The sequence below is a fragment of the Ramlibacter lithotrophicus genome, from assembly GCF_012184415.1.
Taxonomy (GTDB): Bacteria; Pseudomonadota; Gammaproteobacteria; order Burkholderiales; family Burkholderiaceae_C; genus Ramlibacter; species Ramlibacter lithotrophicus.
Genome location: NZ_VTOX01000008.1, coordinates 128614 through 151978, shown reverse-complemented (window position 1 = coordinate 151978; position 23365 = coordinate 128614). Strand labels below are relative to the sequence as shown.

At 69.9% G+C, this 23365-nt stretch carries 26 protein-coding genes; 10 read left to right on the top strand and 16 right to left on the bottom strand.

What is annotated here, in order from left to right; translation table 11 throughout:
* Window positions 1-42 precede the first annotated feature (42 nt).
* The 4 genes from RAMLITH_RS19585 to RAMLITH_RS19570 all read right to left on the bottom strand — a co-directional run bounded on the left by RAMLITH_RS19585 (window position 43) and on the right by RAMLITH_RS19570 (window position 2874).
* On the bottom strand, window positions 43-810 hold the full coding sequence (locus RAMLITH_RS19585; RefSeq protein WP_168109134.1) for an alpha/beta fold hydrolase: 768 nt from the start codon (window positions 808-810) through the stop codon (window positions 43-45).
* The gene (locus tag RAMLITH_RS19580) at window positions 807-1817 is read right to left on the bottom strand and encodes a M14 family zinc carboxypeptidase (RefSeq protein WP_168109133.1); all 1011 of its coding nucleotides are present in this window, start codon (window positions 1815-1817) and stop codon (window positions 807-809) included. Before RAMLITH_RS19580 ends, RAMLITH_RS19585 begins: the two co-directional genes overlap by 4 nt.
* Window positions 1818-2053: 236 nt before the next feature.
* On the bottom strand, window positions 2054-2524 hold the full coding sequence (locus tag RAMLITH_RS19575; RefSeq protein ID WP_168109132.1) for a hypothetical protein: 471 nt from the start codon (window positions 2522-2524) through the stop codon (window positions 2054-2056).
* A gap of 2 nt (window positions 2525-2526) precedes the next feature.
* Entirely contained in the window at window positions 2527-2874 is a 348-nt protein-coding gene (locus RAMLITH_RS19570; protein WP_168109131.1) for a hypothetical protein, read from the bottom strand.
* Window positions 2875-3078: 204 nt separating this feature from the next.
* Here RAMLITH_RS19570 and RAMLITH_RS19565 point away from each other — a divergent pair, with 204 nt between their 5' ends.
* Complete coding sequence (locus RAMLITH_RS19565; RefSeq protein ID WP_168109130.1) at window positions 3079-3615, top strand: inorganic diphosphatase; 537 nt, start codon at window positions 3079-3081, stop codon at window positions 3613-3615.
* Window positions 3616-3645: 30 nt separating this feature from the next.
* Here RAMLITH_RS19565 and ppk2 read toward each other — a convergent pair whose 3' ends face one another.
* Window positions 3646-4551: a polyphosphate kinase 2 gene (gene ppk2, locus RAMLITH_RS19560; RefSeq protein WP_168109129.1), complete on the bottom strand. Its 906-nt coding sequence runs from the start codon at window positions 4549-4551 to the stop codon at window positions 3646-3648.
* A gap of 486 nt (window positions 4552-5037) precedes the next feature.
* Between ppk2 and RAMLITH_RS19555 the strand changes: the two genes are divergently transcribed.
* Window positions 5038-6117: a patatin-like phospholipase family protein gene (locus RAMLITH_RS19555; protein WP_168109128.1), complete on the top strand. Its 1080-nt coding sequence runs from the start codon at window positions 5038-5040 to the stop codon at window positions 6115-6117.
* A 33-nt stretch (window positions 6118-6150) separates the two neighbouring features.
* On the opposite strand, the gene RAMLITH_RS19550 is transcribed toward RAMLITH_RS19555, so the two are convergent.
* Genes RAMLITH_RS19550 through phnG form a run of 7 tightly spaced genes read right to left on the bottom strand, consistent with a single transcriptional unit; the run spans window position 6151 to window position 11892 of the window.
* Window positions 6151-7290 (bottom strand): alpha-D-ribose 1-methylphosphonate 5-triphosphate diphosphatase, encoded by a 1140-nt coding sequence (locus tag RAMLITH_RS19550; RefSeq protein ID WP_168109127.1) that lies wholly within the window; start codon window positions 7288-7290, stop codon window positions 6151-6153.
* Entirely contained in the window at window positions 7287-8003 is a 717-nt protein-coding gene (gene phnL / locus RAMLITH_RS19545; RefSeq protein ID WP_168109126.1) for a phosphonate C-P lyase system protein PhnL, read from the bottom strand. The genes RAMLITH_RS19550 and phnL overlap by 4 nt, the downstream gene beginning before the upstream one ends.
* A gap of 11 nt (window positions 8004-8014) precedes the next feature.
* Window positions 8015-8806, bottom strand: coding sequence for a phosphonate C-P lyase system protein PhnK (gene phnK / locus RAMLITH_RS19540; RefSeq protein WP_181956449.1), 792 nt, complete (start codon window positions 8804-8806; stop codon window positions 8015-8017).
* Window positions 8807-8817: 11 nt separating this feature from the next.
* Entirely contained in the window at window positions 8818-9714 is an 897-nt protein-coding gene (locus RAMLITH_RS19535; protein ID WP_168109124.1) for an alpha-D-ribose 1-methylphosphonate 5-phosphate C-P-lyase PhnJ, read from the bottom strand.
* Window positions 9714-10841: a carbon-phosphorus lyase complex subunit gene (locus RAMLITH_RS19530; RefSeq protein ID WP_168109123.1), complete on the bottom strand. Its 1128-nt coding sequence runs from the start codon at window positions 10839-10841 to the stop codon at window positions 9714-9716. The genes RAMLITH_RS19535 and RAMLITH_RS19530 overlap by 1 nt, the downstream gene beginning before the upstream one ends.
* Entirely contained in the window at window positions 10826-11440 is a 615-nt protein-coding gene (gene phnH / locus RAMLITH_RS19525; protein WP_168109122.1) for a phosphonate C-P lyase system protein PhnH, read from the bottom strand. Before phnH ends, RAMLITH_RS19530 begins: the two co-directional genes overlap by 16 nt.
* Window positions 11437-11892, bottom strand: coding sequence for a phosphonate C-P lyase system protein PhnG (phnG, locus tag RAMLITH_RS19520; protein WP_168109121.1), 456 nt, complete (start codon window positions 11890-11892; stop codon window positions 11437-11439). The genes phnH and phnG overlap by 4 nt, the downstream gene beginning before the upstream one ends.
* Before the next feature lie 101 nt (window positions 11893-11993).
* Here phnG and RAMLITH_RS19515 point away from each other — a divergent pair, with 101 nt between their 5' ends.
* The 3 genes from RAMLITH_RS19515 to RAMLITH_RS19505 are packed head-to-tail and all read left to right on the top strand — an operon-like array spanning window position 11994 to window position 13730.
* Entirely contained in the window at window positions 11994-12734 is a 741-nt protein-coding gene (locus tag RAMLITH_RS19515) for a DUF1045 domain-containing protein (RefSeq protein WP_168109120.1), read from the top strand.
* Window positions 12731-13300, top strand: a complete 570-nt coding sequence (locus RAMLITH_RS19510) for a phosphonate metabolism protein/1,5-bisphosphokinase (PRPP-forming) PhnN (protein ID WP_168109119.1) — start codon at window positions 12731-12733, stop codon at window positions 13298-13300. Before RAMLITH_RS19515 ends, RAMLITH_RS19510 begins: the two co-directional genes overlap by 4 nt.
* Window positions 13284-13730 (top strand): GNAT family N-acetyltransferase, encoded by a 447-nt coding sequence (locus RAMLITH_RS19505; protein WP_168109118.1) that lies wholly within the window; start codon window positions 13284-13286, stop codon window positions 13728-13730. The genes RAMLITH_RS19510 and RAMLITH_RS19505 overlap by 17 nt, the downstream gene beginning before the upstream one ends.
* Before the next feature lie 28 nt (window positions 13731-13758).
* Here the strand turns inward: RAMLITH_RS19505 and phnE are convergent, their stop codons facing one another.
* The 3 genes from phnE to phnC are packed head-to-tail and all read right to left on the bottom strand — an operon-like array spanning window position 13759 to window position 16448.
* Window positions 13759-14553 (bottom strand): phosphonate ABC transporter, permease protein PhnE, encoded by a 795-nt coding sequence (phnE, locus tag RAMLITH_RS19500; RefSeq protein ID WP_420376928.1) that lies wholly within the window; start codon window positions 14551-14553, stop codon window positions 13759-13761.
* Window positions 14554-14561: 8 nt separating this feature from the next.
* Window positions 14562-15527, bottom strand: coding sequence for a phosphonate ABC transporter substrate-binding protein (phnD, locus tag RAMLITH_RS19495; protein WP_168109117.1), 966 nt, complete (start codon window positions 15525-15527; stop codon window positions 14562-14564).
* A gap of 48 nt (window positions 15528-15575) precedes the next feature.
* Window positions 15576-16448: a phosphonate ABC transporter ATP-binding protein gene (gene phnC / locus RAMLITH_RS19490; protein WP_168109116.1), complete on the bottom strand. Its 873-nt coding sequence runs from the start codon at window positions 16446-16448 to the stop codon at window positions 15576-15578.
* Window positions 16449-16620: 172 nt separating this feature from the next.
* On the opposite strand from phnC, the gene RAMLITH_RS19485 reads away from it, so the two are divergent.
* The 4 genes from RAMLITH_RS19485 (at window position 16621) to glgC (ending at window position 21363) form a co-directional block, all read left to right on the top strand.
* Window positions 16621-18858, top strand: coding sequence for a PhoX family protein (locus RAMLITH_RS19485; RefSeq protein ID WP_420376927.1), 2238 nt, complete (start codon window positions 16621-16623; stop codon window positions 18856-18858).
* 178 nt (window positions 18859-19036) lie between these two features.
* The gene (locus tag RAMLITH_RS19480; RefSeq protein WP_168109115.1) at window positions 19037-19300 is read left to right on the top strand and encodes a hypothetical protein; all 264 of its coding nucleotides are present in this window, start codon (window positions 19037-19039) and stop codon (window positions 19298-19300) included.
* Between the two features lie 52 nt (window positions 19301-19352).
* Window positions 19353-19979 (top strand): DedA family protein, encoded by a 627-nt coding sequence (locus RAMLITH_RS19475; RefSeq protein WP_168109114.1) that lies wholly within the window; start codon window positions 19353-19355, stop codon window positions 19977-19979.
* A 136-nt stretch (window positions 19980-20115) separates the two neighbouring features.
* Window positions 20116-21363 carry a glucose-1-phosphate adenylyltransferase gene (gene glgC / locus RAMLITH_RS19470; protein WP_168109214.1) on the top strand — a complete coding sequence of 416 codons (1248 nt, stop codon included), beginning with the start codon at window positions 20116-20118 and terminating at the stop codon, window positions 21361-21363.
* A gap of 180 nt (window positions 21364-21543) precedes the next feature.
* Here glgC and RAMLITH_RS19465 read toward each other — a convergent pair whose 3' ends face one another.
* Window positions 21544-22935, bottom strand: a complete 1392-nt coding sequence (locus RAMLITH_RS19465; protein WP_168109113.1) for an FAD-dependent oxidoreductase — start codon at window positions 22933-22935, stop codon at window positions 21544-21546.
* A 230-nt stretch (window positions 22936-23165) separates the two neighbouring features.
* Between RAMLITH_RS19465 and RAMLITH_RS19460 the strand changes: the two genes are divergently transcribed.
* Window positions 23166-23363 (top strand): hypothetical protein, encoded by a 198-nt coding sequence (locus RAMLITH_RS19460; RefSeq protein ID WP_168109112.1) that lies wholly within the window; start codon window positions 23166-23168, stop codon window positions 23361-23363.
* The last annotated feature ends 2 nt before the right edge of the window (window positions 23364-23365 follow it).

Sequence of the window (23365 nt, the reverse complement as noted above, 5' to 3'; positions counted from 1 at the left end):
CACCCTGATGGCACTTCCATGGCGCGCATGTGACAGCGCCGCTCAGCACCCGACGCCTGCTGCGCCCCACCACCGCGCCACTTCCGCCGCCACCCACTGCGGCGCGTCCAGCGGCAGATCGTGTCCCGCCGATTCATGCGTGCGAACCGGCAGTTGCCAGTGCTGCCCCATGCTGCGCGAGCATTGCGCCGACACCAGGCGATCGGCCCGCGCGGCCAGCAGCAGGATCGGGACCCGGGGCGCCGCCGGCGGCGCCCGGTAGCGCGCGGCGGCCACCAGTTGGCGCACGGCGTCGGCGACCGTGACCGGCCGCTCGCGCGCGTAGGCCGCCCAGCGCTCGGCCAGGGCGGCGTCCGCGGCGCGGTGGTTGCTGGTCAGTGCGAGGATGGCGTGCTCGCGTTCCAGAGGACCGAGCCCCGGCCGCAGCAATCCCAGCAATGGCAGATACGCCGCCGGTCGCAGCCGCCGCCAGAAGGGCGAGCGGGCGCCGACACTGGTGTTGATCAGCACGCAGGCGGCCAGCTCCTGCGGACGCTCGCACGCCCACTGCCAGGCGACCATTCCCCCCAGCGACAGCGCCACGACGCCGTAAGGGCCGCCAGGCGTATGCCGCTGGAGGTCGGCACGCAGCGCGCCCACCATCGCGGCGGCGCTGGCGGGACTCGGTTCGCCATTGCGCGCGCCGTTGCCGGGCAGGTCCAGCGCCAGCACGCGGTTCCCGGGCGGCAGGGCGGCGGCCAGTACCTGCGGAAATTCCTCCCAATGGCGCGCCTCGCGCGCCCAGCCCCGCAGCAGCACCCAGGTCGTCATCGCACACCGTACCAGCGGGCCAGCGCCTGCCGCTGATGCGCCTCGAGCGCCGGACCGTCCGGCAGCCAGCCACGGTATCCCGCCGCGGCGCGCAGCATGAATTCGAGCAGCGGCACATGGCGGCGCAGCACCCGGTGCTCCCGGTGCTCGATCAGCGGATTGAAGATGCCGTCGCGGCGGAACACCTGGCGGGGATTCTTCTTCACCCACAGCCAGGAACCCATTTCGAGTGTCAGCGGCAGGAACACCTCGCCCAAGCCGTCCGGCGCGCACCGGTGCAGGTGATCCCAGAGATCGCCATGCGCCAGGTACTGGCGACTTTGCGGCTCGAACTCGTACGGGTGGAAGGGTTGCGACTCGCGGAAGATCTCCTGCAGCGCATGCAACTGGGCCAGCTGCGGCATGGGCTGGCGACGGTGCGCGTAGGGAAACCAGAGGCGGTCGCGCATGCCGAACCCGGAGTGGCAATCCAGGGCGATGCTGAATGGCCTGCGGTGAAGCTCTCGCTGCACAGCGGCGCAGAGCGCGCGGCTTTCCGGCTCCATCGGCGCATCGGCCCGGCCGCGGTACCACGGCAAGCCGGCGCTGATGCGATGGCCGCCCACGAGGAAAGGCACGGGGTCGGCCGCCTCCACCGGCGCGTTGCGCATGAGGTCGACCCCGGCGGGATTGGCCCGCGTGCCGCGCGCCATGCCACCTGGGTTCACCAATGGCATGCAGACCACCCGCACCCGGGCCAGCAAGCCGTGCAGCGCGGCATCCCAGCGCAGCCGCGCCACCAGGTTGTGCAGAAAGGCGATCACCACGCGCGTACCGATGCGCTCCAGGCCGTGCACGCCGCCGAAGAACCCGACTGCGGGTGCCTCCGGCGCAGGAGTGCCCAGGGCCAGGACGTAGACCGGCAGTTCCTGGCCTTCATGGCGGACGGTGCACTCGATGCGCACCTCGAGTTCGCCGCCGGCGCTGGCGATCAGGCGTTCGAGCTGTGCCAGTTCGGGCAGATTCATGCAGCGGTTGCGGCGCGGCGCGCACGCCGCCAGGCGGGTCCGGTTCGCGTCAGCGCAGCACCCGGGACCGCAAGCGCCAGACTTGCAGGCGCGCGAACTCCAGGAGCCCACCAGCGACCGCGAGCGCGAGCGCCAGCGCGCTGGCGGCCGACCATTTGTTCATGCCCGTCTCCGCGATCATTCTTGGCGCAGTTTCGCCTGGATGCATGACAGCGAGATGACAAACGCGGCCGGCTTCAGTCCCGAAGCGGCACGAACAGGCCGCTCCAGCCCGGTGTCGCGATCCGCAACTGCCCGCCAGGCTGCCGCGACAGCATGAACGTGCCACCCTGGCCGATGGAATGCCGCAGGATCCAGTGCGCCGACGGGCCGACCCGCAGCCGCCTCGCCTTCAACCGCGCCTGCAGCTGCGCGCCGGCCTGGCAGATCGTCGCCGCACCCTCGGCCCACAATCCCTCCCGGGCCTTGACGAACTCGAGGAACAGCCCGTCGTCCCGGTCCGCGATCGACACCACCAGCGGCTTGCCATCCGACATCGAGGTCTCTTCCCAGCGCAAGGGGAACGCGGCGTCGCCCGCGAGCGAGCGCAGTTCACCGACCGTTGTGGCACACGGAGCGGCTGTGGCGGCTGTGGCGGCGACGTGCAGCGCCTGCAGCAGGCCCGCGACGGCCAGGGCCCTGAGCGCCAAGCCCGACCGGGCACCCATCGTCAGCTCAGCGCGGCACGCATGCGCCGCCGCAGGGCGTCGCGCGTGGCCTGGTCGGCGAACTCCGCCACCTCATGGCTGGCGTCGCTGAGCAACTGGGGCGATACGACGCCGCGGCGGCGGCCACCGCGCTTGAGGGCTTCGTACACACGCATCGCGGCTGGAAAGCGCCGGGGTGCTGCCGGGCGCGGACAGCGCGACAACACCAGCGCCAGTCCGCCGGCGATCAGGAATTCATCGCGCAGCGAGTCGTCCGCCCCAGCGGGCAGTTCGGGGAACTCCGCAAATTCGGACACCTTCCAGGCGGGGGCGCCGGCAAAGAACGCGACGACCGGATTGAAAATGAACACCGGGAATCCTTCTGCAAGACATGGAAAGGAGCGTCGCCGCAGGTCGCCCCGCGGCGCAGAACCACAGGATGCGCTCCCAACATGAACACTCCGTGACAGCCCGGCCCGGAGCAGGTCTTTGCCGGTCGCCGGTGCTGGCGGACGACAACGGCTGGCGGCCGGCGACTACAGGATGGCGGGCCATGGAAACCGATGCTGCGGCGCATGTCCTCGGTCCCCACCCTCGACAAGCTGGAGCCGCTGGACGGTGACGACGCGGTGCGTGCGGTCATCGAAGTGGCGACCGGCAGTCGCCACAAGCTCAAGTACCAGGCGAGCCTGGGCGCCTTCGAACTGCATCACGCGCTCCCCCTGGGCACGGCGTTTCCCTGCAACTTCGGGTTCGTGCCGTCGACGCGCGGCGAGGACGGCGACCCGCTGGACATTCTTGTCTTCGCGGACGAACCCTTGCTCCCCGGCACGGTGGCCGCCTGCCGCTTGGTGGGTGTGATCGAGGCGCAGCAGGCCGCGCCGTCCCAGCCGCCCCGCCGCAACGAGCGGCTGCTGGCGGTCGCCGTCCACAGCCACCTGCACGGCGGCTGGCGCGACCTGGCCGATCTGCCGCCGGGGCTGCTCGAGGAACTGGAGCGCTTCTTCGTCTTCTACAACCACCAGCGCGGCCAGCGCTTCACCCCGCTGGGCCGCCGCGACCGCGCCCGGGCGCACGAGCTGCTCGCGCAGGGACTAGCAAGCCGGAACTGAGCGCGACGCGGGGAATCCGTCGGGACTGCTTCAGTACTTGCCGGGAACGAACATGCTCTTGGGCAGCGGCCGCCGCGAGTAGTCCTTGTGCCGGACCCGCTCCGGCAACTGCACCGCGGCATGCTCAACCTCCTGGTAAGGCACCTGCGACAGCAGATGGGCAATGCAGTTCAGCCGCGCCTTCTTCTTGTTGTCACCTTCGACGATCCACCACTTGGCCTGCGGGATGTGCGTGCGCTCCAGCATCACTTCCTTGGCCCGCGTGTACTGCTCCCAGCAGCGGCGCGACTCCAGGTCCATCGGGCTGAGCTTCCACTGCTTGAGCGGGTCCTGAATGCGGCTGAGGAAGCGCAGGTGCTGCTCTTCGTCCGAGATGGAAAACCAGTACTTGATCAGCTGGATGCCCGAGCGCACGAGCATCTTCTCGAATTCCGGCACCGTCCGGAAGAACTCGTCGTACTGCTCGTCCGAGCAGAAGCCCATCACGCGCTCTACGCCCGCGCGGTTGTACCAACTGCGGTCGAACAGCACGATCTCGCCCGCCGCGGGCAGGTGCGTCACGTAACGCTGGAAGTACCACTGCGTGCGCTCGCGGTCGTTGGGCGCCGGCAGGGCCGCCACCCGGCAGACGCGCGGATTCAACCGCTGGGTGATACGCTTGATGACGCCGCCCTTGCCAGCCGCGTCGCGGCCCTCGAACAGAATCACGACCTTGTGGCCGGTGGCTACCACCCAGTCCTGCAGCTTGACCAGTTCACCCTGCAACCGCAGCAGCTCGGCGAAATAGTGCCGGCGCTCCAGCTTCTCCTGCTCCGTCAGCGCGATCTCGTTGCCGGCGGCGTCGAATGGCCGGTCTTCGAGTTCGAGTTCGAGCTCCTCGTCGTAGCTGTCGAGCACCTCACGCTGCATGCGCTGTGCGAACTCTTCGTTCCCCATATCGTCCCTGCCGATGTCCCACGCGACACCCTCTGTCGAGAGCAGACCACGCAAATATGTCATTGTCGTGACACCGAATGACGTGGGCGCCCAGGACGCAGCAGCAGCCGGCGCTGGCGCCGTCCGATGACGCGGGGAAAAAGGAGCGCGCCCGGCGCTGGCCGGGCACGCCAAGGGCCCCGTGGAGGCCGGCAGACAACCGCGCTTGCGCAGCGGCAAAACAAATTTGCCACGCCAGTGTGACGACGTGATGACACCGCGGCGACCCGCGTGCGTTCCGGAACAGGCCGCCGCCGAGTCACCGTCGCGTCACACGGTCCACCTAACCTCGACCAATTGTCCACCGCAATACGTCTTCAACATGCACCTGTGGCACCAGGAAGTTCGCGCAAGTGCCGGTCGCGGTCGACCTTGGCAAGGCCGTCCTGCACCCACGCGCACCAGGTCAGTGCCTCCGAAAGTGAACGCTTCTTGCATGACTGCGTCATGAAGCCGCTTCATCTTGCCCTGCAGGGCGGTGGCTCGCATGGCGCGTTCACCTGGGGCGTGCTGGATGCGATCCTGGAGGCTCGGGCCGTCATTCCCGTGCTCACCGGGTCGAGCGCCGGCGCCGTCAATGCCGTCGCGCTGGCCAGCGGCTGGTCGGTCGCGGCTCGCAGCGGCGCCGACCGCCAGACCGGCGCCCGCGAGGCGCTGCGCCGCGTGTGGGAAGAAGTGATGGGACTCGGCGTCTATGGCTCGGTACAGCGCCAGTGGCTGTCGGCCTGGGTCGGGACCGCCTCGCTGATCGGCTGGCCGGGCGGGCCGGCGCTCTCGTTTCATCCCCTGCAGAACCTGCTGCAGCGCCACGTCGATTTCGCGGCGCTGCAGGACAGCCGCGCTCCGGCGGTGCACCTCGGGGCCACCCATGTGCGCAGCGGCCGGGCCAAGATCTTCCGCGGCACGGAAGTCACGCTCGATGCGGTGCTTGCGTCGACCTGCCTGCCGACGCTGTTCCCCACGGCCCTGGTGGATGGGGAAGCCTACTGGGACGGCGGCTATTCGATCAATCCGCCACTGTCGCCGTTTCTCGCCATCGACGGCCCCATCGACGTCCTGCTGGTGCAGATCAACCCGATGTGCTCGGCGGTTCCTGCCAGCATGCATGACGTGCAGCAACGCGCCCAGGAACTGGCATTCAACGCTAGCCTTTTGTCGCAGGTCAGGACCGTCGCCCACGCCAACCAGCTGGTGGCGCTCGGCCTGCTCCCCGCGCGGCGGCTGATCCGCCTGCACCGCATCGGCGGCAGCGAGGAACTGCTGCGCTTTCCGCCCTCCAGCCGCGCCTCGGCCGATGCGGGCATGATCCTCGAGCTGTTCTCCCTCGGCCGGGAGGCAGCAGCGCGCTGGATCGCGGCCCACGCGGCCGACGTCGGCATTCGCGCCACGCTCGACGCGCAGGACTATGCGGACGACACCTGGCTGCGCCTCGGCGCGCTCGCGTCAGGTGCCGGCTCGTGGCGACAGCGCGCGATTGCCCGTTGGCGAGGCATGCTCGAGGCGCTGCGGCACCGCGCCCGGAAGTGAGCGCCGGCCTGGCCGCGCGCGGCTCTCCTCTCTTCAGAAAGCCCGCTCGCCGCGGCACCAGGTCCCGCGCACGACCGGCATGCCGGCGGCTTCCTTGACGCGGATGAAGTCGGCCCGCCGCCCCGGCGCGATTTCGCCGCGGTCTGCCAGGCCGATGGCCTGGGCCGGATTGCGCGTGACCGTGTTCACGGCCTTGGGCAGGCTCCATCCCAGTTGCTGGCGCAGCAGGAAGGCCGAATGGATGAGGCTGGAAGGAACGTAGTCGGACGACATGATGTCCAGCAGGTCGCGCTGCGCCAGCTCGGCCGCCGAGACGTTGCCGGAGTGCGAGCCGCCTTGCACCAGGTTCGGCCCGCCCATGATGATGCCGAGGCCGGCGGCGCGGGCCGCCTGCGCCGCTGCCACGGTGGTCGGAAATTCCGACAGGTCGATCTGCTCCGAGCGGGCCTGTTCCACATGCTCGACCTCGGTGTCGTCGTGGCTGGCCAGCGGAATGCGCCGGGCATGGCTGCCGGCCACGACGGCCGCGCGGTGGCTCGCGGCGAACCGCTCCTGGTCCCGGCGGCGATCCTCCACCAGCCGCTCGTAGTCGTCGTCGCGCAGGCTGCCGTTGCGCTCGGTGTAGCGCCGGTACTTGGCCAGGTTGCGCCACTGGCGCTGGCCCGGCGTGTGGTCCATCACGCTGACCAGTTCCACCAGCGGGTCGTCGGCGTAGCGTTCGAACACGTCCATCAGGTCGGGCGCCGACACTTCGCAGCGCAGGTGCAGCAGGTGCTCGACGCGCAGCAGCTCGCGCTGGCGGCAGCCGTGCAGGGCCTGGATCGACGGCTCGTAGGTCTGGCTGCGCGCCCCGCCCTGGTCCATGTCGCCGATCACGATCGAGTCGAGCACCGTGGTGATGCCGGCCGCCGCGCACTGCGCGTCGTGGGTCACGGTCGCTGACGTCGCGTTCCACAGCACGCCGGGACGCGGCACCAGGTGCTTCTCCAGGTTGTCGGTGTGCAGTTCCACCAGGCCGGGCAGCAGCCAGTCGCCGTCCCAGTCCTCGGCGCCGCAGGCCGACGTCCCGTCGCGCTCCACCGAGCGGATGGTATCGCCCTCGATGGCGACGCAACCGGTGAAGGTTTCGCTCGCGGTGACGATGCGGGCGTTGCGGATGAGGCGCTGCTTCATGTCGGATTCCTGAGGTTGGCTGCGCAGCGGTGCTGCTCCACGTCCAGGCAGCGGTCGGCGACCGCCGTGCGGACTTCGTCGTCGTGAAAGATTCCGATCACCGCGGCGCCGCGCTCGCAGGCCTCGCGGATCAGGTCCACCACCACGCGCCGGTTCGCGGCGTCCAGCGAAGCCGTAGGCTCGTCGAGCAGCAGCACCGGCAGCTGCGCGATCAGGCCGTGGGCGATGTTCACCCGCTGCTGCTCGCCGCCCGAGAAGGTGGCCGGCGGCAACTGCCACAGGTGCTCGGGCAGGTTGAGCCGGGCCAGCCAGCGGCCGGCCTGCGCACGCGCTTCATCGGCGTCCTGTCCCAGCCGCCGCAACGGCTCGGCCACCACGTCCAGTGCCGGCACGCGGGGAATCGCGCGCAGGAACTGCGAGACATAGCCCAGGGTGTGGCGCCGCACATCGATGACCTCGCGCGGCGCGGCCGCCGCCAGGTCCAGCCAGCGGCCGCGGTGGCGGATGCGGATCGCGCCGCTGCTGGCGCCGTAGTTGCCGTAGAGGCAACGCAGCAGCGAGCTCTTGCCGCTGCCGGAGCGGCCCGTGAGCGCGAGGCATTCGCCCGCGTGCAGCTGCAGGTCCACGCCGGCGAACACCGGCAGTTCGACCCCGCCCCGGCCATGCAGGACGAACGATTTGGCGAGCCGGGCGGCTTCGAGCACGGGTGTCATGGCGGCGCGGTTCAAGGTGTGAGCACGGAGGACACCAGCAACTGGGTGTAGGCATGCTGCGGGTCGTCGAGCACGCGGTCGGTGAGTCCCTGCTCCACGACCAGGCCGTCCTTCATCACCACCATCCGGTGCGCCAGCAGCCGGGCGACCGCCAGGTCGTGCGTGACGACCACGGCGGCCAGCTGCAGCTCGTCCACCAGGGCCCGCAGCAGGTCCAGCAGGCGCGCCTGCACCGACACGTCCAGTCCGGTGGTGGGTTCGTCCATGAACAGCAGGCGCGGCTCGGTGACGAGGTTGCGCGCGATCTGCAGGCGCTGCTGCATGCCGCCGGACCAGATGCCCGGCAGGTCGTCGATGCGCGCCGGGTCCAGCTCCACCCGCTGCATCCACGCGCTGGCCTGCGACCGCAGCCGCCCGTAATGCCGCGCGCCCAGCGCCATCATCCGCTCGCCGATGTTGGCGCCGCCGGAAACGTTCATGCGCAATCCCTCGCGGGCGTGCTGTTCGACGAAACCCCAGTCGGTGCGGGCCAGCCAGCGCAGGCGCGCCTCGGACAGGCCGGCCAGATCGACCAGCGTGTCGGCCGCGGCGGCTCCCTCGTCGCGCACCCGGTAGTGCACGGAGCCCTCGTCGCAGGCCAGGCGTGCCGCCAGCAGGCGCAGCAGCGTGGTCTTGCCCGATCCGGATTCGCCGACCACCGCCAGCACCTCGCCCGGATACAGATCGAAGCTCACGCTGCGGCAGGCCCAGCGCCTGCGCCCCGCCTGGACGAACGACTTGCCGACCCCCCGCGCGCTGAGCAGGACCTCGCCGTTCACGGCAGGCTCCCTGCCGCCGCCAGCGGGTGTTCGGCCGGCACCGCCTGCTGCGCTCCGGAATGGCCGGCGGCGCGGCGCTCGCCGCAATAGTCGCTGTCCGAGCACACGAACAGCCGCCCGCCGGCGTCGTCCACGATCATCTCGTCGAGAAAGCTGTCCTGCGCACCGCACAGCGCGCAGGCCTGCGACCAGCGCTGCACCTCGAAAGGATGGTCCTCGAAATCCAGGCTGCGCACGGGGGTGTGCGGCGGGATGGCGTACAGGCGCTTTTCGCGGCCGGCGCCGAACAGCTGCAGGGCCGGGCTCATGTGCAGCTTCGGGTTGTCGAACTTCGGGATGGGCGAAGGCGACGCGAGATAGCGTTCGTCCACCAGCACCGGGTAGTCGTAGGTGCGCGAGATCGCGCCGAGCTGGGCGATGTCCTCGTACAGCCTCACGTTCATCAGGCCGTATTCGGCCAGCGCATGCAGCGTGATCGTTTCGCGCCTCCGCGGCTCCAGCCGGAACAGCGGCTCGGGCATGGGCACCTGGTAGACCAGGATCTGGCCCTCCTTCAGCGGCGCCTCCGGCACCCGGTGCCTGGTCTGGATGATCGTCGCCTCGGCCGTCCTCGTGGTCGTCCGCACGCCGGTCGTGCGGGCGAAGAAGCGGCGGATGTTCACCGCGTTGGTGGTGTCGTCGCTGCCCTGGTCGATCACCTTGAGCACGTCGCCGCGTCCGATGACGCTGGCCGTCACCTGGATGCCGCCGGTGCCCCAGCCATGGGCGAACGGCATCTCGCGCGAGCCGAAGGGCACCTGGTAGCCGGGGATCGCCACGGCCTTGAGCATGGCCCGCCGGATCATCTTCTTGGTGCGCTCGTCGAGGAACGCGAAGTTGTAGTTCGCGTCCATCAGGCGGCCTTCTTGCCGGGGTTGTCGTGCGGCTCGCGCTGCCGCGCCGGCTTGTCGTCGGCCCGGGCGGCCCGCAGCCGGCGCACCAGTTCCAGCTCCGCCTGGAAATCCACGTAGTGCGGCAATTTCAGGTGCTGCACGAAGCCCGATGCCTCCAGGCTGTCGGCATGCGCGAGCACGAACTCCTCGTCCTGGGTCGGCGCCACGGCGGGTTCGCCGAGCTCGCGCGCGCGCAGCGTGCGGTCGACCAGTGCCATCGCCATCGCCTTGCGCTCGCAGCCGCCGAAGGCCAGCCCGTAACCCTGGGTGAACTGGGGCGGCACCTCCTGGCTGCCGGCGAACTGGTTGATCATCTGGCACTCCGTGACTTCGATGTCGCCGACGTCGATGGCGAAACCGAGTTCGTCGGCCACCACCTCCACCGCCACCGCGCCCCTCCGGATCTCGCCGGCGAACGGATGGCCGTGGGCATAGCCGCGCTGGCTCGCATAGCCCATGCCGAGCAGCCAGCCCTCGTCGCCGCGGGCCAGCGCCTGCAGGCGAAGCGCCCGATCGGCGGGAAACATCAGTGGTTCGCGCGTCAGGTCGCCCGGCGGTTCGGACAGCGGCGCCCGCGGCGTTTCCATGAGGCCTTCGCGCGCCATCAGCTCGTGCACGCGCGGCACCCGCGGCGGCAGCGGCTGCGCCGGCGGCAGGGCGGGCGGCTCGGGCTCGGCGCCGTCCGCCAGCAGCGAAAAGTCGAGCAATCGCTGCGTGTAGTCCGAGGTGGGCCCCAGCACCTGGCCGCCGGGCACGTCCTTGAACGCGGCCGAAATCCGGCGCACCAGATGCATCCGCGCGGTATCCAGCGGCTCGGCCGGGCCGAAGCGCGGCAGCGTGGTGCGATAGGCGCGCAGCAGGAAGATCGCCTCGACCAGGTCACCCGCCGCCTGCTTGATCGCCAGGGCGGCAAGCTCGCGGTCATACAGCGACCCCTCGGTCATCACGCGGTCGACGGCCAGCGGCAGTTGCTCGCGGATCTGCTCCACGTCCAGCACCGGCAGGGTGGGATCGCCGCGCCGCTGGCGGGCCAGCAGGGCCCAGGACGCCTCGATGGCCGCGGCACCGCCCTTTATGGCAACGTACATGGCGAGAGTTCCTCCAGGCGGGCCACGCGGGTCGTGCGCGGCAGGCCGATGGCCGCCGCGCCGCAGGTGAAGACGATGTCCACGCCCTGCGGAAAGGCCGCGCGGTTGGCCTGCCACTGGCTCCAGAAGGCTGGCGCCAAGCCGTCGATGCGCACGGTCTGCGAGCCGCGGATGCCCGGACCATGCCAGTGCAGCGCGGGCCCGTCGTCCAGCGACGGCACCTCGATCAGCAGCGTGGCGGAACGCTCCGGCGCGGCGGCGGTGCCCTGGGCAAATTCCTCCAGCGCCGGCATCCGCCGCGGATCCGTCAGCACCACGAACGAGGCCTCATGCGGCGACGCCGAGAGCCTGGCGCCGGTATGGAACCGCAACCAGGGCGCGCACGCGTCCACATCGTGCTGCCACCAGACGGCGGTGTCGTCGTCCGTCAGGGTCAGCAGCAGATGCGCCATCGCCGCGCCCAGCGGCAGGCCTGCCACCGGCTGCCCGACGCTCACGCGCTGCCCGGGCCGGGCGAACGCGTCGAGCACCGCCCGGTACGTCTGCTGGGCGTCGTGCACCGGATCGGCCAGCCCCGCGCGCCATGCGGATCCCGTCATGCTTCCCCCCTCACCATCGTGAAGAAATCGACGCGCGAGCTCGCCGCAGCCCGGCTGGCGGCACCGCGCTCGCGTTGCTGGCGCTCGCGCAGCGGCTCGACCACCTCGCGCATCCAGGCCGGATGGCGTTGCTCGTCCTGCAGCAAGGCATCGAACAGCGCCACCAGTTCGGCCTTGCGGCGGTCCCGCCCCAGTACGTAGCCGACGCCCAGCGTGCCGCCGAGCCGGACCGCGCAGCGCGTGAGGCTCGCCTCGCCCAGGTTGAAGGCATCGCCCGTCCCGCCCACGCGCCCGCGCAGCATCACCATTCCGACCTCGGCCCGCCGAACGGTCTCGACCGGCGGCAGGGGCCCGGCGCGGCCCGCGCAGGCCTCTAGATCTTCGGTGGGTGCGCGCGTGAGTACAGACAGCCAGTCGCGACGCCTTGCCTGTGCCGCCTGCGGTGTTGTCATAGGAGTGTCGCCATGAATCGCTAGATTGGTCGGATGAGGCGCGGCCCGGTCGGTACCGTGCCGCCATGCGCCCAAGTTCAACACCGCAACATGACCCTGATATGACAAGCGAATCACGAAGTCCCGCGACGGCGAGCTGCGGCGCCGCCACGATCCGCCATGCCGTGTACTTCGCGCCGGGCCGCGAGTCGCCGTGGTGGGCGTTCGGCGCATCGTGGCTCGGCCGCGACGACATCCGGGATGCCCCGGTGGCGCAGCCGGCGACCGCTGCACGCAGCCGGGCGGAACTGGAGGCGTTGACCGCGGAGCCGCGCCGCTACGGTTTCCACGCCACGCTGAAGGCGCCGTTCCGGCTTTCGGGCCGCCACAGCGGCGACGACCTGGTGGCCCGGTTGGAACACTTCGCGGCCGGCCAGCGGCGCATTCCGCTCGGCCGCCTGGAGCCGCAGTGGATGGACGGGTTCGTGGCACTGGTGCCGGCGGCCCCGCCCGCTGCGCTGCAGGCGCTGGCGGCGGCCTGCGTCACCGGACTGGACGATCTCCGGGCCCCGCTGAGCGAGGCCGAACGCACGCGCCGTCCACTGGCGGCGCAGGATCTGCGCGGCCACGAACTGCTGGAGCGGTTCGGGTATCCCCACGTGCTGGAGCGCTTCCGCTTCCACATGACGCTGACCGGGCCGGTCGACGCCGCCACCGCGCGGGAGGTCATCGCTCAGGTGGCGGACCCGGTCGCCAGTCTCAACGCGCAGGCACCCCTGGTGCTGGACCGGCTGTGCCTGTTCGTCCAGCCCGATCCGCGAGCGCCGTTTCGCCGCGTCGCCGAAGCGGAGCTGGCGCCATGAGCGGGTGCTGGGTGTTCGTGTGCGGCCCGTCCGGCGCCGGCAAGGACAGCGTGCTGGACTGGGCCCGGGGAGCGCTGGCGGCGCGCAGCGACATCGTGTTCGCCCGCCGTCTGGTCACCCGCCCTGCGCAGCCCGGTTCGGACCATGACCCGATAGACCCCGAGGACTATTCGTTCCTGCGTGGCAGCGGCGCGTTCGCCTGGCACTGGCAGGCGCACGGCTTCGGCTACGCCGTGCCGCTGCGCTATGCGCACCAGGTCGCCTGGGGCCGGGTGGTGGTCGTGAACGGTTCGCGCGAACACGCGCAGGAACTGCTCGCCAGCCCGTGGATGCGGCGGGTCCTGGTCACGGCCCCGCCAGCGCAGCTGGTCGCGCGGCTGCGCCACCGCGGCCGGGAGGCGCCGGCCGCGATCGTTTCGCGGCTGGCCCGCAACGCCCGGGTCACGCTGGACGCCGACCTGGTGATCCACAACGATGCGTCCATCGCCGCCGCCGGCGAGCTTCTGCTGCGCTATCTTGAAACACTGACCACCAGGACGGAATCCGCCCATGCCGCCACAGCTTGAAATCCGCGACGCGACACCCGACGACCTGCCCGCGCTGGCGCAGCTGCTGGCGCAACTCGGTTATCCGGGCAGCGACTCCTTCCTCGCGGACCGTATCCGGCAACTGCGAGTCCATCCCGACGCACTGCTCCTGGTGGCGCACGCCGGCAGCAAGGTGCTGGGCTTCATCTCGCTGCACTTCATGCCGCAGATCGCGCTGGCCGGCGACTTCTGCCGCATCGCTTACCTGTGCGTCGACGAGGCCGCTCGCTCGCTCGGCGTGGGGGCGCTGCTGGAACAGCGCGCCGTGACGGAAGCCCGGGCCCGCGGTTGCGACCGGATCGAACTGCATTCGCATGCACGGCGCCACGACGCGCACCGCTTCTACGCGCGCCAGGGTTACGACGAGTCGCCGAAGTACCTGGTGAAGCGGCTGGCCGGAACGCCCTAGCAGTTCCCCAAGCCCCGCACCGGCGAGCTCAGACCAGCGCCTGCCGGATGCGGGCCGACACCAGGTCGATCAGGCTCACCGTCACGACGATCACGATCATCACGGCGCAGGTCTGCGCGTACTGGAAGCCGCGGATGATCTCCCACAGCACCACGCCGATGCCGCCGGCGCCGACCATGCCGACGACGGATGCCGAGCGCACGTTCGACTCGAAGCGGTACAGCGAATAGGAAATCCACAGCGGCAGCACCTGCGGGATCACGCCGTACAGGATCTCCTCCAGCGCATTGGCCCCGGTGGCGCGGATGCCTTCCACCGGCTGCGGATCGATCGCCTCCACCGCCTCGGAGAACAGCTTGGCGAGGATGCCGGTGGTATGGACCCACAGCGCGAGCACGCCGGCAAACGGTCCAAGCCCGACGGCCACGATGAACAGCATGGCGAACACCATCTCGTTGATGGCGCGCGCCGCATCCATCAACCGCCGCACCGGCTGGCGCACCCAAACCGGTGCGATGTTGGCGGACGACAGCAGGCCCAGCGGCACCGCACAGACGACCGCCAGTGCTGTCCCCCAGAGCGCGATCTGCAGCGTCACCACCATCTCTTCGAGGTAGTAGCGCCATTCGCGGAAGTCCGGCGGGAAGAAGCTGGCGGCGTACTGCCCCATGTTGGACGAATCGCGCCACAGATCGGCCGGGCGCATGTCCGCGCCCTTCCAGGAGGCGGCCAGCAGCGCCGCCAGCACGCCCCAGGCGAGCAGCGCGGCAAGGTTCGCGCGCGGCGCCGGCGGCACCACGCGCAGTTGGGCGGGGGAGTGCACGGCCCCGCTCAGTGGGTCCCCAGCTGCGCGAGCCGGCGATCGATGTCCGCCAGCCTGGCCTGCTTCTCGGCCGCCGGCAGCGCGGCGTCGGCCTCGACCTTGTTGCGGTCCTTGAACAGTTCGAGCTGGCGGATCGGCACCAGTTGCGCATTCGTGGACGGCTTGAACGCAGACAGCTTGGACAGCTTCATCAGGTTGTCCTTCTCCTGCTGGCCGCCCTGGCCGTAGCTGTAGAAGAAGTCCTTGACCTTCTGCCTGGCTGCCTCCGGCAGGTCCTTGCGCATGACCAGCGGATCGAGCGGGATCAGCGGCGAGGTCCAGACGACGCGGATCTCGCGGAACTTCTCCGGCATCCGATCGCCGAGCTTGGCGAGGTTCTCGCTGTTGTTGGTCGCCACGTCGACCTGCCGGTTGGCCACCGCGAGCGCGTTGCTTTCATGGTTGGCGCTGCGCGTGACCTTGAAGGCAGTCTTGGGATCGACCCTGTTCTGCGCGAACACGTAGTAGGCGGGCACCAGGAAGCCCGAGGTGGAGTTGGGGTCGCCGTTGCCGAAGGACAGGTTCCTGCTGTTCTTCAGCACGTCGTCCAGCGACTTGAGCGGGCTGTCCCTGTGCACGATCAGGTGCGAGTAATAGCCCTGGGTGCCGTCGGCGTTGACCATCTGGGCGAACACCTCGCCGCCGGCCCGGTCCACCGCCTCCATCGCCGACTTGTTGCCGAACCAGGCGACGTGCACCTTGCCGAAGCGCATGCCCTCGATGATGCCGGCATAGTCCGACGCGAAGAAGGCATTCACCTTGTAGCCGGTCTTGCGGCCCATGTCGTCCAGCACCGGCTGCCAATCGGACTTGAGGTGCTGCGACGACTCGGTCGAGATGATGCCGAAGTTGATTTCCTTCAGGTCCTGCGCCGCGGCCGGCACGCAGGCCAGTGCCGCGACGGCAGCCAGTGCGCTTGCGATCTTCTTGATCATGGAGCTTTCCTCTTTGGTTGGGGTTGGAAGTGCCGGGGCCACCGCGGCTCAGGCAGGCTGGGCCGCGCTGACCGCCGGCCGCGGTACGGTCCAGGACGGCCGGGGCTCCGCCGGGCGGTGCGCGCCGTGCAGGCTGCCGATGTGGTCGCCGAGCGAGAGGATCTCGTCGGCGTCCGCGCCGTACAGCTCGCGCAGCAGTTGCGGCGTGAGCGCCGACGAAGGACCGTCATACACCACCCGGCCGCGGTGCAGCGCCACCGTCCGGGCGCAGTAGCGCATCGCCACGTTGACCTGGTGCAGCGAGACGACGACCGTGCAGCCATCCTCGCGGTTGACCTTGGCCAGGATGTCCATCACTCGGCGCGAAGACTCCGGATCGAGCGATGCGATCGGTTCGTCGGCCAGGATCACCCGCGCTCCCTGCACCATCGCTCGGGCGATCGCGGCGCGCTGCTGCTGCCCGCCCGACAGGGTAGAGGCGCGCTGAAAGCAGCACTCCGCGATGCCCACGCGGCGCAGCGCCTCCACCCCGCGGGCCTTTTCCTCGCGCGTGAAGACGAGCGCCAGGCTGCGCCACAGCGGCACCTTGTGCAACATCCCGGCCAGCACGTTGACCAGCACCGGCAGACGCGCGACCAGGTTGAACTGCTGGAAGACGAAGCCGATCCCCGCGCGCACCGAGCGGATGTCGCCTGCCACGCTCCCATGCAATTGCACGGTGCGGCCGTGAACCTCGACGTGTCCCGTGTCGCCGGCCGTGAGCCCGGCCAGGTGCCGCAGCAACGTCGACTTGCCGGAACCGGAGGCTCCGATCAGCGCCACCATCTCGCCGGGGGCGATCTCCAGCTCGATCTCCTGCAGCGCCTTGCGTCCGTTGCCGAAGGTCTTGCTCAGTGCGCTGACGCGAATTGCAGTCTCCATCGTTTCCCCCTTCAAAAGATGGCTGCATGCTGCGGCCGAAATGTGACGGGCTGATGGCAGCGCGAGGTGGTTCTCCGTCACCCAACCGTCACCTTGCTGCCACGCCGCTGTCACGAAGCATGTCTACGCTGCCGAGCTCTCGCGACGACAACCACACCAGGAAGGAACTTCAATGAACATGACGACGAAGACGGAAGCGGCGGCGCTGCACCGGATCGACGAGGAAGACAGCAACACCAGCGGCAACCCCTCGCTGATGGACGTGCTGGAAGCGCGGCTGTCGCGCCGCAACCTGCTGCACGTCGGGCTGGGCACCGCGGGCGCCGCGATGCTCGCTTCCCTGCCGGCCTGCGGCGGCGGCAGCGACGGTCCCACGCCGATCACGCTCGGCTTCAACCCGGTCGCGAAGAACAAGGCGGACGCCGTCACGGTGCCCGCCGGCTACACCGCGACGGTGCTGTACGCGCTGGGCGATCCGCTCACCGCGGCGACGCCGGCCTACCGCAACGACGGCACCGACACCGACTTCGCCAACCGCGCCGGCGATCACCACGACGGGATGGAGTTCTTCCCGCTGAACGCCGCCGGCACGGCGCGCGATGCGGCCGGCTCCCAGCGCGGCATCCTCGCCGTCAACCACGAGGCCATCACCGACCAGTTCCTGCACCAGGCCGGCGTGACGGCGCGGCCCCGCCCCGCCGCCGAGGCCGACAAGGAGGTGGACGCCCATGGCCTGTCCTTCGTCGAGGTGCAGCAGGCGGGCGGCAGGTTCGCGTACCGCCGCGACTCGGCGTTCAACCGCCGCATCACGCCGCTGACGCCGATCCAGCTGAACGGCCCCGCGCGCGGCAGCGCCTTGCTGAAGACGAAGTACTCGCCGGCCGGCACGCAGACCCGCGGCACCATCAACAACTGCGGCGCGAGCGTGACGCCATGGGGCACGTATCTCACCAGCGAAGAGAACTGGAACGGCTATTTCACCCGCTCGGCAACCGACGACGCCGCCCGGGGCGGCAGTGCGGCCCCCAGCGTGGTATCGCTGGTGCGCTACGGCAAGGCGCAGGGCGCGTCCAGCCGGCACGGCTGGGAAACCGCCGGCGCCGACGACAGGTACGCGCGCTGGAACATCAGCCAGACCGGCACCTCGGCAGACGGCAGCGACGACTACCGCAACGAGATGAACACCTACGGCTACATGCTGGAGGTAGATCCCTACGACAAGGGGCAGGCGGCGCGCAAGCGCACGGCGCTGGGCCGCTTCGCGCACGAGATGGGCGTGTTCGGGCCGGCCAGGGCGGGCAAGCCGCTGGCCGTCTACATGGGCGACGACTCGCGCGGCGAATACATCTACAAGTTCGTGTCCGCAGCTACCTGGAGTGACGCCGATGCCAACCCGGCCAACCGCATCACCACCGGCGACAAGTACCTGGACAACGGCAAACTGTACGTGGCGAAGTTCAACGCCGATGGCAGCGGCCAGTGGATCGAGCTGACCCTGGGCAACGCCACGATCGCAGGCTACTCGCGCTACCGCTTTGCGGACCAGGCCGACCTGCTGGTCAACGCGCGCCTGGCCGCCGATGCCGTCGGCGCCACGAAGATGGACCGGCCGGAATGGTGCGCGGTGCACCCGGTCACCGGCGAGATCTACGTCACGCTGACCAACAACAGCAACCGCAAGGTGGAACCTTCGAGTTCCTCGCAGCACCAGGTCGACGCCGTGAACCCGCGTTCCTACACCGACGCGCCCACGGCGACAAGCTCGTCCGGCAACGTCAACGGCCACATCGTGCGGCTGCGCGAGGCCGGCAACGAAAGCGGCGCCACCACCTTCACCTGGGACATCTACCTGTTCGGCGCGGAGGCCGGCATGGACCCGGCCCGGATCAACCTGTCGGCACTGAACCCCGAGAACGACTTCTCGAGCCCGGATGGGATCTGGTTCAGCCGCAAGACCGGCCTGGCGTTCATCCAGACCGACGACGGCGCCTACACCGACGTCACCAACTGCATGATGCTGGTCGCCAAGGCAGGCCAGGTGGGCGACGGCGCAGCGCAGACGATCAACTACCAGAAGGCGGACGGCAGCACCCTGGCGGTGCAGACCCGCGTCGGCGCCAGGCCGACCACGCAGAACCTGCGGCGCTTCCTGGTCGGCCCGGTCGATTGCGAGATCACCGGCATCACCGAAACGCCGGACGGGCGGACCATCTTCGTCAACATCCAGCATCCCGGCGAGTCGGTGGCCAAGGCCGACCTTGCCGACCCGTCCAGGTACCTGAGCCACTGGCCCGGCAATGCGGGCTACGGCGCCGGCGGTGCCGCGGCGCGACCGCGTTCGGCGACGATCGCGATCAGCCGCAACGACGGCGGGCTGATCGCCGCCGACGGCGACGACGTGCTCGGCTGATCCTGCCGCGCCGAAAAACGGCCGCCCCGGGGCGGCCGTTCTGTTTCGGCACGCTCGTTGCATGGAGACGGCATGCGGCCCGGCACGCGGCGCCGGGCGCCTCGCGGCGGTGCGCTCCGCGCCGTCATCGGGGCGTCATGCAGTTCCCGTCCAATGCGATGCACCACGGAGGTTTCCCATGTTCCTGCACACCACCCCCAAGGCCGACCGGGCGCTGCGCTCGGGCGTCCAGACGCTGGCGCTGCGCGAACGCAGCCTGCTGCTGCTGGCTGAACGGCGCGCCCCCGCAACCCGGTTGCGGCGCCTCTTCCACGGCATGGGCGAGCAGATCGTGAGCGACCTGCTGCGCGATGGCTACCTCGCGCCGGCCGCCGCGATAAGGACGCCGGACCACGCGGCCGCGGCGGCCGCGGAACCCAGCGCCGAGCCCATCGACGAGTGACGCCGGCCGGCGCGGCAAACGGGACGGCAGCGCCTCGCGCCAGAATGGCGCCATGAGCACGATGGAGTCGGTGATGGCCTTCCTGCAATCGCTGCAGGGACTGCCCGCCTACGGCCTGCTGTTCGGCGCGCTGGCGGCAAGCGGCTTCGGCCTGCCGATCAACGAAGACATCCTGCTGCTGGTCGCGGCCGCGCTCACGCTGCGCGGCGTGATGGAGCCGGTGCCGCTGATCGCTGTCGCCTGGTGTGGCCTGCTCACCGCGGACGCGCTGGTCTTCCACTGGGGCCACCGCTTCGGCGCGCCTTTGCTGCGGCACCGCGCGGCGCAACGGGTGCTGCCCGCGGCCCGCCTGGCCGCGATGCAGGAGCGGATGCGCCGCTGGGGTCCGGCTTCCATCTTTGCCGTCCGCTTCATGCCCGGCATGCGCACCGCCCTGTTCTTCGCCGCCGGTTCGCTCAGGATTCCGTACCGCCACCTGTTCGTCTTCGACGGCGCGGCGGCGCTGGTGGAACTGCCGTTGCTGGTCTATGGCGTGCGGTATGTCGGCGGCCGCTGGCAGGACATCCTGGCCGGCGTGCAGCGCTTCCAGGCGGTGCTGATTCCGGCCGCGCTGCTGCTCGCGGCGTCCGCGGTGCTGCTCTTCCTCTGGCGCCGGCGCGGCCGCCCACCTCGGCAGTAGCCGCAGAAGAGATCGCGTCCTACATGGCCGCCACCCGTGCTGAACGACAGTCGGGCGACAAGGACTCGAAGCCATGGTCGACCAGCAAAGCAAGAATGCACAAGGCAACAGCGTGGCGGGGACCGCCGACCGTTTGATGCTGGCACGGCAGTTGCCCAACCGGACCGTGGGGCTGGTACTGGCCGGCGGACGGGGATCGCGCCTGATGGAGCTGACCGACAAGCGCGCCAAGCCGGCCGTCTACTTCGGCGGCAAGTTCCGCATCATCGACTTCGCGCTGTCGAACTGCATCAACTCGGGCATCCGCCGCATCGGCGTGCTGACGCAGTACAAGTCGCACTCGCTGCTGCGTCACCTGCAGCGCGGCTGGAACTTCCTGCGGGGCGAGGCCAACGAGTTCATCGACCTGCTGCCGGCGCAGCAGCGCGTCAACGAGGCTTACTGGTACCGGGGCACAGCCGATGCGGTCTACCAGAACATCGACATCCTCAAGTCGTACGGTCCCGAGTACATCCTCATCCTGGCCGGCGACCACGTCTACAAGATGGACTACTCGCTGATGCTGCTGGACCATGTGGAAAGCGGCAGCCGCTGTACCGTCGGCTGCATCGAGGTGCCGCGGATGGAAGCCACGGCGCTCGGCGTGATGCACGTCGACGAGCACCGGCGCGTGACGGCCTTCCTGGAAAAGCCGAAGGACCCGCCGCCGATCCCCGGCAAGCCGGACCGCGCGCTCGGCAGCATGGGCATCTACGTCTTCAACGCCGACTACCTCTACGAGCTGCTGACCCAGGATCTCGCGGACGAGACGTCCGAGCACGACTTCGGCAAGAACATCATCCCGCGCGTGGTGCGCGAGGACAACGTGCTGGCCCATCCGCTCAACCTGTCGAGCGTGCCGTACGCCACGCGCGACCGGCCGTACTGGCGCGACGTCGGCACGGTGGACGCCTTCTGGGCCGCCAACCTGGACCTCGCGTCGGACATGCCGGAGCTGAACATCTACGACCGCGAGTGGCCGATCTGGACCTACCAGGAGCAGTTGCCGCCGGCGAAGTTCGTGCCCGACATCCGCGGCAACCACGGCGTGACGGCGAACGTCATCGCGTCGGGCGGCTGCATCGTGTCTGGTTCGGTCCTGCGCGAGGCGGTGCTGTTCTCCAGCGTGCGGGTGCACTCGGGCTGCACCATCACGCAGGCGGTGATCATGCCCAATACCGAGATCGGGCGGAACTGCCGCCTCACGAAGGTGGTGATCGACCGCGGCTGCAGGATCCCGGAGGGCATGGTGATCGGCGAGGACGCGGAGATGGACGCGAAGCGCTTCCACCGCACCGGCAACGGCGTGGTGCTGGTGACGTGCGAGATGCTGGAGAACCTTTAGGTCGCAGTCAGCCCGCCAGTCGAGGTCGGACAGCCGAACGCAGAAGCCGCAAAAGTTTCGCAGAAACCGCAGAAGATTTGCAGGAACGAAGGACGAATGGGGCGCCCCATCTTCAATTCTTCCGCGGTGTTCTTTGCGGCTTCTGCGTGACCTCTGCGGCTTCTGCGTTCGGCTGTTGGGTTACCCGCGTTCCGCCGCCCCAGCCCCCGCGATGCGCCCGCTCACCAGCGCCTGCGCGAGGCCACCCAGATAGGCATTGGTGCTGAACCCGCCGACGTCGCAGCCGGCCGCGAACAGGCCGGGCACCGACGCGAACTGGAATTCATCGGCTCCCGCCGTCACCAGCGGCAGCGTCGACACCGACTGGGCGCGCCGCAGCACGCGCATGTCGAGGTCGCAGCGCAACCCGCCGCAGGTGAACGTGATGCCCGACCGCACCAGCGCCGCGCTGAACGGCGGCTGCAGCACCGGGAACGGATTGCCGCGGCGCGGCGGATGCATCAGCTCGCCGCGGCCGCCGCGGATCGCCGCGTTGTAGGCATCCAGCGTCCTGAGCACTTCGATCGGCGGCAGCCCCCAGGCGTGCATCTGCACGGCGAGTTCGTCCAGCGTGGCCGCCTGCGCCACCGGCCCGCCGGCGCGGCGCGCGCGTTCGAGCACGACGCGAGCCAGCGCGCCGCCCTCGTATTCACGCTCCGCGGTCACGGCGTCGAAGACGTAGGCGGCGCTCGCCTGGGGCTGGCGGGCGATCTGCGAATTGAGCCACTCCTCCCCGGTGCCGGCGGACTCGTCGGTGAAGCGCTGGCCGTGCAGGTTCAGGGCGACGGCGAGCGGCCCGTACTTGTGGCTCATCTCCTGGAACCCGGACGCGTCGAACCGCGCCGGCGGCGCCGTCAAGGCATGGCCGTAGAACGTGTCGAGCCATGGCGTCGTGGCTGCCCCCGAGTCCAGTGCCGCCAGCAGGCCGTCGCCGGTGCTCCAGGGGTTCGCCCGCAAGTACATCGACGCGGCATGCGGGCTCACGTAACGCGCGAGCAGCTCCGCATTGCCCTGGAACCCGCCGGTTGCCAGCACCACCGCGCGCGCGTCGACGTGCAGCGGGCCGTCCGCGCCGAACGCCAGCGCGCCGGTGACGGCACCGCCCTGCGTCGACAACTGCTGCAGCGCCGTGCTCGCCAGCAGCTGCCCGCCGCGCTCGCGCAACGCATCCACCAGCGCCTGCGTCATCTGCGGACCGCTGGCGGCACGGCCGCGGCCGGCCTGCAGGTAGACGCGCTCGGCCTCGAGCGCGACGCCCTGCGCCTCCAGCCAGTCGAGACCGTCGCCAAGACGCGACACCAGCACGTCCTGCAATGCGGAATCGCCGTCCGGGATGCGCCGGCGCACTTCGTCGCTGGCCGCGTACGTCCACACGATGCCGTTGGACAGGTACATCGAGCCGCCGAAGCGGTTGCCTTTCTCCAGCAGCAGCACCTTCGCGCCTTGCTGCGCGGCGGCCAGCGCGGCGCACAGGCCGGCCATGCCCCCGCCCGACACCAGTACATCGGTGGTGAGTCTCCGCCCTGCGTTCATGCTGCCTTGTCCCTTGTCATGGTCGGGCAATCATAGGCAATCGGCATGCTCGGCACGGGTGGCGCGCGCTCGGCAATAAGTCACGCGCGCGTCAATCCCGCACGCCGAGAGTCCCCATCCTGCAACGCTTTCGGGAAAACGCTACAGTTCCCACCTCCCCTTGTTCGTATAACGACTGAACATCCTCGTTCTGCTGCCCCGACGCCTGCCTCTTGCGCGACATGAAAATCGTGATCACTCTCCTCTGCGTTGCCGCACTGGCCCTGGCGGCGGTGTTCTTCGCGCCGTCGGTCCTCGGCGGCGCGACGCATGTCGAATGGGTGCTCGCCGCGCTGGCCGTCACTGTCGTCGTGGCGCGCTGGCGTTTCGTGGCGCGCCGCCGCCAGCGCCAGAAGCTGCAGGAACTGCGCGACTCCGCGCTCTGGTAAGC